Origin of the sequence: Streptomyces sp. NBC_00390 (genome assembly GCF_036057275.1) — a bacterium.
Taxonomy (GTDB): Bacteria; Actinomycetota; Actinomycetes; order Streptomycetales; family Streptomycetaceae; genus Streptomyces.
The window spans coordinates 1,972,718-1,984,914 of sequence record NZ_CP107945.1 but is presented as its reverse complement, the minus strand read 5'-3'; the positions used below and the strand labels follow the sequence as shown (position 1 = coordinate 1,984,914).

The 12,197-nt window shown below is 72.5% G+C and carries 5 protein-coding genes; all 5 read left to right on the top strand.

The window, feature by feature from the left end:
• The first annotated feature begins 376 nt into the window (after positions 1-376).
• From OHS70_RS08250 to OHS70_RS08230, 5 genes are read left to right on the top strand one after another with little or no spacing between them, the layout of a single operon-like run.
• Entirely contained in the window at positions 377-1,657 is a 1,281-nt protein-coding gene (locus OHS70_RS08250) for an MFS transporter (protein ID WP_443062736.1), read from the top strand.
• Positions 1,602-4,889, top strand: a complete 3,288-nt coding sequence (locus tag OHS70_RS08245) for a type I polyketide synthase (RefSeq protein WP_328395207.1) — start codon at positions 1,602-1,604, stop codon at positions 4,887-4,889. The genes OHS70_RS08250 and OHS70_RS08245 overlap by 56 nt, the downstream gene beginning before the upstream one ends.
• Positions 4,886-9,277 (top strand): MupA/Atu3671 family FMN-dependent luciferase-like monooxygenase, encoded by a 4,392-nt coding sequence (locus OHS70_RS08240; RefSeq protein WP_328395205.1) that lies wholly within the window; start codon positions 4,886-4,888, stop codon positions 9,275-9,277. Before OHS70_RS08245 ends, OHS70_RS08240 begins: the two co-directional genes overlap by 4 nt.
• On the top strand, positions 9,274-10,851 hold the full coding sequence (locus OHS70_RS08235) for a condensation domain-containing protein (RefSeq protein ID WP_328395203.1): 1,578 nt from the start codon (positions 9,274-9,276) through the stop codon (positions 10,849-10,851). Before OHS70_RS08240 ends, OHS70_RS08235 begins: the two co-directional genes overlap by 4 nt.
• Positions 10,848-12,140, top strand: coding sequence for a M18 family aminopeptidase (locus tag OHS70_RS08230; RefSeq protein ID WP_328395201.1), 1,293 nt, complete (start codon positions 10,848-10,850; stop codon positions 12,138-12,140). Before OHS70_RS08235 ends, OHS70_RS08230 begins: the two co-directional genes overlap by 4 nt.
• The last annotated feature ends 57 nt before the right edge of the window (positions 12,141-12,197 follow it).

The following is a 12,197-nucleotide window of genomic DNA, read 5'->3' as shown; positions in this document are numbered from 1 at the left end:
GGGCAATCGGTGACAAGTCTCAGTCTCCACAGGCAGGCAGGCACCTCTGACCGCGGCAGGGTCTTGGTGGAGAGAGCCGCGCGATAACGGTGGAGCGCGGTGGCGCACGGTCCGTCCGGCCGCGAACTGTCGCAATTGCACGTCATGTTGGTGGATTGCTCGGGGTTCACAACTGTGCAGATTACATTTGTGCATTCTTCGGCTCTGGGGTGTGGCGGTTCCGGCGGCAAACATGAGGTGAGCGGGAAGACCTCGCCGGGCAAGCGTCGAGAAGGGGAACCATGCGTCAGCCGAACCGAGTCACAGCCACGGCGCGGGGCACCTGCGTTCCGGCCGAATCGCGATCGTGACACAGCTCTGGCGCTACCGCCTGCTGATCTCCGGGTACGCGGTTTCCTCGTACGGCACCTTCCTGAACCTGGTGGCGCTGAACCTGTTCGTGTACGAGACCACGGGCAGCGCACTGGCCATGGGAATCTTCATGGCGGTCCGGCTCGCCGCCGGATTCGTGGCCGGACTCGCCGCTGGTTCGCTGCTGGCAAGGGTCGCGGTGAAACCACTGATGTTCTGGACCAATATCGCCCAGGCCGCGGTCATGCTGTTGCTGGTGCTTGCCCCCGAAAAGCTGGGCACGGCGGTCCTGTTCACCGTCTCCGCCGTGGTGGGCGCCTGCAGCACCCTGTTCATGGTCGCCCTGCGCAGCTCCATTCCGGACCTGGTGGGGACCGAGCGGCGCAGCTGGGCCAACTCGCTGATGGTCGGCGCGCGTTCGCTCGCGATGGTCGCCGGATTCGCCTCGGCCGGCGTCGTGGTGCCGCTGCTCGGTTTCACCGAGGCCTTCCTGACGGACGCGGCCAGCTTCCTGCTGTGCGCCGTGACGGTCCTGTGGCTGCCCGCGGCGATGGCCCGGCGCACGCAGCAGGCACCTGCCGCGGCACGGCAGACGGCCGGCACCACGGACGCGGCACCCGGCCGCCAGCGGCTGCCGGTCGCGCTGATGTCACTGACGGCGGCGCCGATGCTGGGACTGATGGTGGGTCTGCGTGGCATCGACGCCCTGGGGTCCTCGTCCCACAACGCGGCGCTGCCGGTGTACTCCAGCGCGCTCGATCCCGGTGACCCGGCCGCGTTCGTCAGCCGGTTCTGGCTGTTCTGGGCCATCGGGAACGTGCTGGCGCAGCAGGTGATCCAGCGGTACGTCACACGCAGCGGGCGCTCGGTCGGCGCGTTCGGCTTCGGCCTGGGCACGGTCGCCATGTCCTCGGCCTTCATCCTCGGCTTCGCCGGACTCCCTATGGCGGCCACGATCGTGATCGCGGTGGCGGCCGGTGCGGCCGACGGACTCACCGAGGTCTCCTACACCTCACACCTGCAGACCCTGCCGGAGGCCCTGCGCGGGCATGCGTTCGGCATCTCGGCGACCGTCGAGAACCTCGGATTCGGAGTCGGTACGCTCCTCGTCGCCGCCGCGCTCACCATGGCATCGCCGTTCGCCGTCGTCGCCTGGTCGCACGGCCTCGCCATCGCCGTCGCGGTCGTGTACCTGTTCAGGCTGGCGGGCCGCCGACGTACGGAGACGGAACGGGACGGGAAGGAAGCTGATGCCGGACAACCGCATGGCGGTCATCGGGATGGCGCTGAGGTTTCCGGGGGCTGACACACCCGAGGAGTACTGGGCGGACATCCGGGCCGGCGTCTCGCACGTACGGTCGTTCACGGAGGCGGAACTGGCCGCTTCCGGTCTCCCGCCCGAGGTGCACCGCTCCCCGGACTTCGTCGGCGCGTCCGCGAGGCTTCCAGGCATCGACGGCTTCGACGCCGCGTTCTTCGGCATGAGCGGCCGTGAGGCCACGGTGACCGACCCGCAGCAGCGGCTCCTCCTCGAGTGCACCCACCATGCACTGGAGGACGCCGGGTACGCGCAGCCCGACCCCACGGTCCGGATCGGTGTCCACGCCAGCACCGGCTACCGCCTGTACTCGCTGCACAGCTATCTGACCGCCCAGCTCTCCGGCGAGAGCACGGACGACTGGGTGGCGGCCAAACAGCTGCAAGTAGGGAACTACGCCGACTTCACCGCCGGCCGGGCCGCGTTCGCACTCGGTCTGACCGGACCCGCCGTCAACGTGGCGACCGCCTGCTCCAGTGCGCTTGTCTCCGTGCATCTCGCCTGCCAGGCACTGCGGTACGGGGACGCAGACCTGATGGTGGTCGGGTCCTCCGCGCTCCATCTGCCGCAGGTCACCGGGCACCGCCACGTCAAGGGGTCGACGATCTCGCGGACCGGCGCGGTCCGGGCCTTCGACGCGGCGGCCGACGGCACCGTCGGCGGCAACGGAGTGGCGGCGCTCGTACTCAAGCCGCTGGAGCGGGCCCGAGCCGACGGCGACACGGTGCACGCCGTGATCCTCGGCTCGGCGGTCACCCATGACGGCGCGGGCAAAGGCGGGTTCGCGGCGCCGGGCCTCGGCGGACAGCGGGACGCGGTGCTCGGCGCGCTGCGCGCGGCCGGTGTGCCCGCGGACTCGATCGGCTATCTGGAGGCGCACGGCACGGGGACGCCGAAGGGGGACCCCATCGAGTTCGCCGCACTGACGCAGGCATTCCGCCGCTCCACGGCCCGGACCGGCTTCTGCGCCGTCGGCTCCACCAAACCGGCCATCGGCCATCTCGACAGCTGTGCCGGCCTCGCCGGTCTCATCAAGGCCGTCCTCGTCCTGCGCCACGGCGAGATACCGCCCCTGGTCAACCTGTCCCGGCCCCATCCCGCGCTCAATGTCGACAGCAGTCCCTTCGTCCTCCCGGACCGGCTGTTCCCCTGGCCGGCCGCCCGGACGGGACCCCGCAGGGCCGGTGTGCACTCCATCGGCATGGGAGGCACCAATGCGCATGTGATCGTGGAGGAGGCGCCGACCCCCGCACCGCGCCCCGCCGCGCCCGCGCGGACGCTTCCCGCACTGCTTCCGCTGTCCGCCCAGAGCCCGAAGGCCCTTGCGGAGTACGCCCGTTCGTACCGCGACCATCTGCTCCGCCACCCCGGCACCGCCCCCGCCGATCTGCTTGCCACCACGGCGCTCGGCCGGCGCCGGCTGAGCCACCGGCTCGTCGTCACCGCCGCTCCCGCCGACCTGGCCGCCGCGCTCGGCACCTACCTGGAGGAGGCTGCCCGGTGCCGTGCCGACACCGTCCCGCCGGGTGCGCCGTACGCCGTAGGCACGGTGCCGGAAGGCCGTAACGCGGGCCCGCGCACGGCCTTCGTCTTCAGCGGGCAGGGCAGCGGCGTGCCCGGTACGGCCGCGGAGCTCGCCGCGCGCTTCCCCGTCGTGGCCGGGACCCTGGAGGAGTGCGCCGAGATCCACCGCGACGAGACCGGCGCCCGGACCTTCCTCGAACGGCTGCGGACGGCCGAGGAACCCGGCCCGTGGGACACGGAGTTCGCGCAACCCGCGATCTTCGCCCTCCAGGTGGCCCAGGTACGGCTGTGGCGGCACCTCGGCGTGGAGCCGTCGATGGTCGCCGGTCACAGTGTCGGCGAGTACGCGGCCCTGTACGCGGCGGGCGCCCTCACCCTCGAGGACGGACTGCGGCTGCTGTGCAGGCGGGGCCGGCTGATGCAGGAGCACACCGCACCCGGCGGCATGATCGCCGTCTTCGCGTCCGAGGAACGGGTGCGGCGGCTGCTGCGGGACGTACCGGGGCTCGAAGTGGCCGTCGTGAACGGCCCCGATCACCACGTCGTGGCGGGTGCTCCCGAGCCGGTGGCGGCGGCCCGGGCCTGGCTGGCCGACCACGGCGAGACGGCTCAACTCCTGCCGGTCGAACGGGCCTTTCACACCGCGCTGCTCGATCCCGTCCTCGGCGACCTGCGCGACGCCGTCGGCAAGGCCGGCCTGCGGCCCACGCACACGGCCTTCGTGAGCGCACTGGACGGTGCGGTCCGGCCCGCCGGCTGGCTGCCCGACCCGGACTACCTCGTCCGGCAGGCCCGGCGGACGGCGGACTTCCACGCGGTGCTGCGGACCCTCGACCCGGCGTCGGCGGCCGGCGCCGGGATTCTGCTGGAGATCGGTCCGGACGCGCAGCTGACCGGGCTGGCGCGCCGGGTGCTTCCCGCCTCCGTGGCCGTGCCCACCCAGCGGCCCGCCGCCGTGCTCGACACCTGCTGGGCGGCCGTGGCCCGCCTCTGGTGCGCGGGTGCCGACATCGAGTGGGCCGCCCTGCTGGACGGCTGCGGCGGCCGCCGGATCCCGTTGCCCACCTATCCGTTCCAGCACCAGTCGTACTGGACCGGTCCACGACCCGACGTGTTCAACCGCACCACGGAGGACGGCATGACCGAACAGGACGGCATGACCGAACAGGCCGGCGGGACCGAGCAGGCCGGCGGGACCGAGCGGGCCCGTGTGCCCGAACAGCCGGTCCTGCACGAACAGGCGTTGCTGGAGCGGGTGCTCGAACTGACTGCAGATCAACTCGGCTGGACACCGGACGAGATCGGGGCCGAGCAGTCGTTCGTCGCCCTCGGTGCGGACTCCCTCCAGCTGATCGGTCTGCTGCGCAGGCTGGAGCGGGAGTTCGGGGTGGAGCTCGCCCTGCGGGAAGTGCTGGAGGAGGCGGCCACACCCCTGCTGACAGCACGCCTGATCGGGTCACGGAAGGCGGCTGCCCCTGCGCCCGAGCCGCCGGGGCACTGTGCGGCGGCCGGATCTTCGGGCAGTGCCGACGAGCCGGCGGCCGTCTCCGGTTCCGGGGGCTGGGCCACCCGGGCCGAGGTCGAGGAACTCGCCGGTCAGATACGCCGGTTGGCCGAGGTACAGACGCAGATGCTGGCCCAGCTCTCCGAAGCGGTCACTCTGCTGACCGACGGCCGCGGACCGGCCGGCCGATGAGCGCGTCCGACATCGCCGCCGAGGCGACGGCCAGGGCGGCCGAGGCGTCCTCACGGCTGACCGAGCAACTGGCCGAGGCAAGGCGGCTCCGCGCCGCCACACCCGTGTCCGGCGCCGCCGAGGTGCACGGTCCACATGTCACCCTCCCCGCGGAGTCCGGCATGGCAGGCGACGGCGCCGACGCCGCGCAGCGCGCCCACACCGAGGATCTGATCCGCCGCTACACCGCACGCACCCGCACCTCCAAGGAGCTCGTCCAACGGCACCGTCCGGTGCTCGCCGACAGCCGTGCCGTGGTGGGCTTCCGCCGAGGCACCAAGGAAATGCTGTATCCGCTCGCCGCCCGCTCAGCGCGCGGAGCCCGGCTCACCGACGTGGACGGCAACGACTACACCGACATCACCATGGGGTTCGGCGCCCTGCTCTTCGGCCATGAACCCGAGTTCGTGACGGAGGCGGTCCGCCGCCACCTCGCCGGCGGCCTGCGCCTCGGCCCGCGCTCCACCGAGACCGGCGAGGCGGCGGAGCTGCTGGCCGGCCTGACCGGCCTGGAACGCGTCGCCTTCGCGGGTTCCGGAACCGAGGCGAACTCCGCGGCGGTCCGGCTGGCCCGCGCCGCCACCGGCCGCGACCGCATCGTCATGTTCCGCGGCTCCTACCACGGCCATGCCGACTCCGTGCTGGGCCGCCCGGGACCGGACGGCGCACCGGCGATCCCGGTCTCCCGTGGCATTCCCGACAGCGCCGTCGCCGAGCTGATCGTCCTCGAGTACGGCAGCCAGGAGAGCCTGGAGACCATCGACGCACTCGCCGACCGTGTCGCCGCCGTGCTCGTCGAACCGGTCCAGTGCCGCAACCCGGGTCTGCGACCGGTCGCGTTCCTGCGGGCGCTGCGCGACCTCACCACCCGGCGCGGCATCGTGCTCCTCTTCGACGAGATGCTCACCGGACTGCGCCCGCACCCGCGGGGCGCCCAGCACCACTACGGAGTGGTGCCCGATCTCGCCACCTACGGCAAGGCACTGGGCAGCGGCTTCCCGATCGGCGCCATCGCCGGGCGGGCGGACATCCTCGACGGGATCGACGGCGGAAGCTGGCAGTACGGCGACGACAGCCGGCCGCTGCACGAGACCACGTTCTTCGGCGGTACGTACATCCAGCACCCCGTGTCGATGGCCGCGGCCAGAGCGGTGCTGACCCATCTCACGGAGCAGGGACCGGGCCTCCAGGAGGGGCTGAACGCGCGCACCGGCGCGCTCGCGGACGAGCTGAACCGCTTCTTCCAGGACGAGGAATTCCCGCTGGAAGCCGCCCACTTCGGCTCGATGTTCCGCTTCACCCACCGTGCGGACATGGAGCTGCTCTACTACCACCTGCTCCTGCGGGGCATCTATGTGTGGGAGTGGCGCAGCTTCTACCTCTCCACCGCGCACACCGACTCCGACATCGAGCGGATCGGCGATGCCGTCAAGGACTCACTGCGCGAGCTGCGCGGCGCCGGCTTCTTCCCCGCCACGCGCAGGAGCGGGCAGGCGGCCGGACCCGGGCGGCGCGGGCCCGACGCCCCCGACTTCGGTGTCTACTTCTTCGGCGACTACCCCGAAACGGCGCAGGGCGGCGCCGCGGGGGAGCGGCCGGAGGACGACAAGTACGGCCCACTCGTCGAAACCGCGCGCTTCGCCGACTCCCGGGGCTTCAGCACGCTCTGGCTGCCCGAACGCCACTTCCACACCTTCGGCGGCCTGTTCCCCAACCCTGCCGTCCTCGCTTCCGCGCTCGCCCGGGAGACCAGCCGCATCCGGCTGAACGCCGGCTCCGTGGTCCTCCCGCTGCACGATCCGGTCCGGGTCGCCGAGGAGTGGTCGATGGCGGACAACCTCTCCGGCGGCCGGGTCGGGCTGGGCTGCGCCACGGGCTGGCACGAGGGTGACTTCGTGTTCCACCCGGACCGCTTCGAGCGACGCAAGGAGATCGCCTTCGACCACCTGGACGAGGTGCGGCGGCTGTGGCGCGGCGAATCGGTACGCCGGCGCACCGGGGAAGGCCGGGAGAGCGATGTACGTATCCAGCCCCGGCCGGTGCAGGACATGCCACCGATGTTCCTCGCCACGTCCGGGCGGCGCGCCTCGTACACCGAGGCCGCCACGCGCGATCTCGGCATCGTCACCAACCTCATGAACCAGAGCGTGGACGAACTCGCCGAGAACATCAGGCATTACCGCCGGGTGCGGGCCGAGCACGGACTCGACCCCGAGACCGGCCGGGTCACGGTGCTGCTCCACACCTACCTCGCCGAGGAGCATGCGGCGGCGCGGGCCGACGCGCTGGAGCCGATGAGCCGCTATCTGCGGTCCTCGCTGCAGATGCGCTCCGCCGCCACGGCCTTCGGCAGCAGCCCGCAGGACGTGGCGACGGCGAGCGAGGACGACCTGGACTATCTGTTCCGGCGGGCGTACGACCGCTACTGCGACCAGCGGGCACTGATCGGCACGCCCGACAGCTGTGCCGGGCTGGTCGACGCGCTGCACGCGGCGGGCGTCGACGAGATCGCGGCCCTGGTCGACTTCGGCATGTCGCCGCAGCAACTGCGGGCCGGCCTGGAACAACTGGACATCCTGCGCCGCCGCTACCACGGGCCCACAGCAAACCCGCCCACCGGCACCGCCTCCGCCCCCGGCCGTCCGGAGCCGGCGGACGGCTTCCGTGGGGCAGGAGCCGCCGGGACTGTGACGACACCCGGTGCGGGAGGCGTCCCGCTCACCGCCGCGCCCCCGGCTGCGCCGGGCCTGCCCGACACGGCGGGCGCCGCCGGTCCCGAGCGCGCGGTGCGCGCCACCGCCGCGCAGCGGCGGCTCTGGCTGGCCGCGCGGCTCATCGGGAACCCGGCCGCGTACAACGAGATCCAGTCCGTCCGGCTGCGCGGTCCGCTCGACATCCCCGCCCTGCGGGCCGCCGTCGACGGGCTCGTGGCCCGGCATCCCGTGCTCCACACGGTGTTCCGCACCGGGGACGGCGCCGAACCGCTGCTCCAGGTCGTACGACCAGGTCTGCGCAGCCCGCTGCGCGTCACCGACGCCCGGGGGCGGGACGCCGAGGACGTCCTTGCCGCAGCACACCGCGAAGAGACCGAGCGGCCCTACGACCTCGCCGAGGGGCCGCTGTTCACGCCCCGGCTGATCCGGCTCGCCGACGACGACCAGGTGCTGCTCCTCGGCATGCACCACATCGTGACCGACGCGCACTCCGCCGGGATCGTCGCCGACGATCTGCAGGAGCTCTACCGGGCCGCGGCCGAACAGCGCGAGCCCGTGTTCACCCGCCCGGCAGGTGAGCCGGGCGGGGATCCCGGACCGGGCGGGACCGGCAGTGATCTCGCCTGGTGGCGTGAGCACATCGGTGACAAGCCGCCGGTGCTGGCCCTGCCCACCGACCGGCCCCGCCGGCGTACGGTCGCGGGCCGGGGCGGTGCGGTCGCCGTACGGCTCGGACGGGAGCGCACCGCACGGCTGCAGGAGTGGAGCGGCCGCCAAGGCGTCACCCTTTTCGCGACCCTGCTCACCGCATGGCAGATCGTGCTGCGCAAACGGTCGGGGCAGGACGAGTTCATCGTCGGCACCACCTTCGGCCGCCGGACCGAACGCACCCGCGACTGCGTGGGCTTTGAGGTCGCCCTGCTGCCCCTGCGCACCTCGCTGGCGGACTCCACCCCTCTGACCGAGGCGGTACGGGCCACCAGGAACACCCTGCTCGACGCCGCCGAGCGCCAGTACGTCGACCTCGACGCCCTGCTGACCGGCATCCACCCGGACCCGGGCAACCCGCGCCCGCTGATCACCGTGTCGGCGGACCTCGACACCGAGCCCCTGACCCGGCTCGACCTGCCGGGGCTCGCGGCCGGACCGGTCGGCGTCGGCACGGCGTCGGCCCCGCTGGAACTGGCGCTCATGGCCACCCGGACCGCCGACGGACTCGCCCTGCGCGTGCGGTACGACGCGGATCTCTTCGACGCCGGGACCGTACGCGGACTGCTCGACCAGCTGGAGCAGGTGCTGGCCGCCCTGGGCGGCGCAGCCACCGGGCGGGTCGGCGAACTCTTGGCCGGGCCGGCCGGCGGCGGCAGCCCGCCGGTGGCCCAGGCCCTGCGGGAGGCCTGGGAGTCCGTGCTCGGCGTCGCGTGTTTCCCCGAGGACGCCAACTTCTTCGATCTCGGCGGCAATTCGATCAGCGCCATCCGCCTCGTCAACCGCGTGCGCGACACGCTGGACGTCGACTTCCCGCTCGCGGACTTCTTCGCCGATGCGACGCTGCGCGCCATGGCCGCCCGGCTGGGCGCCGACGAGCCCGCCGCGAGCCCGAGCCCGAGCCCGAGGGTTCAGGGGGAGCTGTGACGGGGACCAGCGACATCGACGCGCTCCTGACCAGGCTGGCCGCCTGCGACGTGAAGCTCAGCGCCGCTCCGGGCGGCATCCTGCGTTATGACGCGCCCCGGTCCGTGCTCACCGAAGAACTGCTCGATGAACTACGCCTGCGCAAGGACGAGTTGCTCGCCAGACTCGGCGGCGGCGACGGCGGACGTGACAGCGGCCCCAGCAGCCACGGACCGTACCGGGTGACCGACCGCACCCTGGTCAGCGATCAGCAGGCCAGGCTCATCGCCGGCCATCACTCCGTACCCCACCCCGAGGTGTGGAACATCCCGACCAGGGTCGGCTTCACCGGCACGCTGGACGTGGACGCGCTCCGGGCGGCGCTCGGCGACCTGATCGGGAGGCACCACGCCCTGCACACCCGCTTCGCGCAGGACGCCGACGGCGCATGGTGGCAGGAAGTGGTCGCCCCGCCCCCGCTCCGGCTGCCCCTCGACGACCTCACCGTTCTCGCCGCACCCGAACGCGGCCCGCGGTCCGACGCGTTGTGCCGTCAGGCGGCCCGGCACCGTTTCGAGCTGTCCGAGCCGGTCCTGCCGCACCTGCGGCTGATCCGGGTCGAACAGGACCAGTGGGTCCTGATGTTCGTCCTGCACCACATCTGTGCCGACGGCTGGTCCCTGTCGGTGCTCCTCGCGGAGCTCGCCGCGCTCTACACCGCGGCGGCCGCCGGCACCCCCCGTCCGCCGGCCGCTCCCACCGCCCAGGCGACGGACTTCGCCCGTGCTGCCCGGGCCCGGCACGACCCGGCGACCGAGGCCCGCCGGGCCGCGTACTTCGCCGACTATCTGGACGGCGTACCGCCGCGTACCGACATCCCCACCGACCGTCCCCGCCCCGGCAGGCTCAGCGGCCGAGGCGGCACGATCCGCGGCTCCCTGTCCGGCGAACAGCGGGCCGAGGTCGAGAAGTTCGCCGCCGGGCTGCACACGACACCGTTCGCCGTCGCCGCCTCCGCCCTCGGCGTCTTCCTGACGCGGCTGTCCGGGGAGGGCGACCACCTCATCGGTGTGCCCTACGCCAACCGCGAGGGCGCCGCCTTCGAGACGCTCGTCGCGATGACGTCCACGACCATCATGGTGCGGCTCCGGTTGGACCCGGACGAGACCTGCGCCGCCCTGGCCGTCCGTACCGGGGCCGGAGCACTGGAGGCCATGGCCCATGTGCTGCCGACCGCACGCATCATGCAGGCGATGCGCGACGCCGGGGCACGCGACGTGCCCGACCGGGTCCCCCACATCCTCGCCTTCCAGAACTCGGTCGACACCGACATCGACATACCCGGTCTCCGCGTGGACGTCGAGGACCTCGCACCGCCGCTGGCCCGGGCCGAACTGTGCTTCGGACTGGCGCCGCGCCGCGAACGCGCACTGGGGTACCGGACCTTCCTCGAGTACTCGGCCGACCTGTGGGACCAGGAGACGGCAGCGCGGCTCCTCGCCTCCTACACCGCCCTGCTGGGCGAGTTCTGTTCCCGCCCCGACGCCCGGGTCGGTTCCCTGTTGCAGTCCTCTGGAAAGGCGGACACCCCATGATCCCGAGCCCTCACCGGACGCACGGCGACGACCTCATCTCGTTCATCCGGGCCGGCACCTCGCCATACCACGCCGTGGCCGAGGCGGCGCGGCGACTGGAGAAGGCCGGATTCCGGGCGCTGAGCGAAACCGACACATGGGCCGATGAGACGGGCGGGTGTTACGTCACCCGCGGCGGAACCCTGATCGCCTGGTACGTCCCACCGGGCGCGGCGGCCCACACGCCGTTCCGGATCGTCGGCGCCCACACCGACTCCCCGAACCTGCGGGTCAAGCCCGCGCCCGACACCAGCTCCGTCGGATGGCGGCAGATCGGCGTGGAGATCTACGGGGGCGTGCCGCTCAACAGCTGGCTCGACCGCGACCTCGGGATCTCGGGCCGTCTCGCCCTGCGCGACGGGACCAGCCGTCTGGTGTGTGTCGACGAGCCGCTGCTGCGCGTGCCGCAGCTGGCCATCCACCTCGACCGGACGCTCAACGAGGGGCTCTCGCTGGACCGGCAGCGGCACACGTCTCCCATCTGGGGGCTGGGCGGCACCGAGCAGGGCGCCCTGCTGAGCCGGGTGGCCGACGAGGCCGACGTGGACTTCTACGAGGTGCTCGGCTGGGACCTGATGCTGCACGACGTACAGCCGCCCGGCTATCTCGGGGCCCGCCAGGAGTTCCTGGTCTCCGCCCGCCTGGACAACCTCGTCTCGGTCCACGCCGGCGTGACCGCGCTGGCCAGTGCCGTGGACCGCGATCCCGCTCCCATTCCGGTTCTCGCCGCCTTCGACCACGAGGAGGTCGGCAGCGGGTCGGAGACCGGCGCACAGAGCGCGCTGCTGGAGCGGGTCCTGTGGCGCTCGGTGGCCTCCCGCGGCGGCACGCAGGAGGAGTGGCACCGGGCCGTGGCGGGTTCCTTCGTGGTCTCCTCCGACATGACGCACGCGGTCCACCCGAACTATCCGGAGCGACACGACCCGGACCACCGGCCGCTGCCCAACGGAGGACCCGTGGTCAAGGTCAACGTCAACCAGCGCTACGCCACCGACGGCCGGGGCCTCGCCGTGTTCGCCGCCGCGTGCGAACAGGCAGGCACCCCCTGGCAGTCGTTCGTCTCCAACAACGCGATGCCCTGCGGCACGTCCATCGGCCCCCTGATGGCCACGCGGATGGGCATCCCGACCGTCGACGTCGGCGTACCAGGGCTGTCGATGCACTCCACACGAGAGCTGTGCGGCACGGAGGACCCCTGGCTGCTGGCCCGCACACTTGTCGAGTTCGTCACCGCCGACCCGGTGGTCTGATGTCATGAACAAGGGCCGGGCCGGCGTGCCGGCACGGCCCGTCCGGGGCCGCCGCGG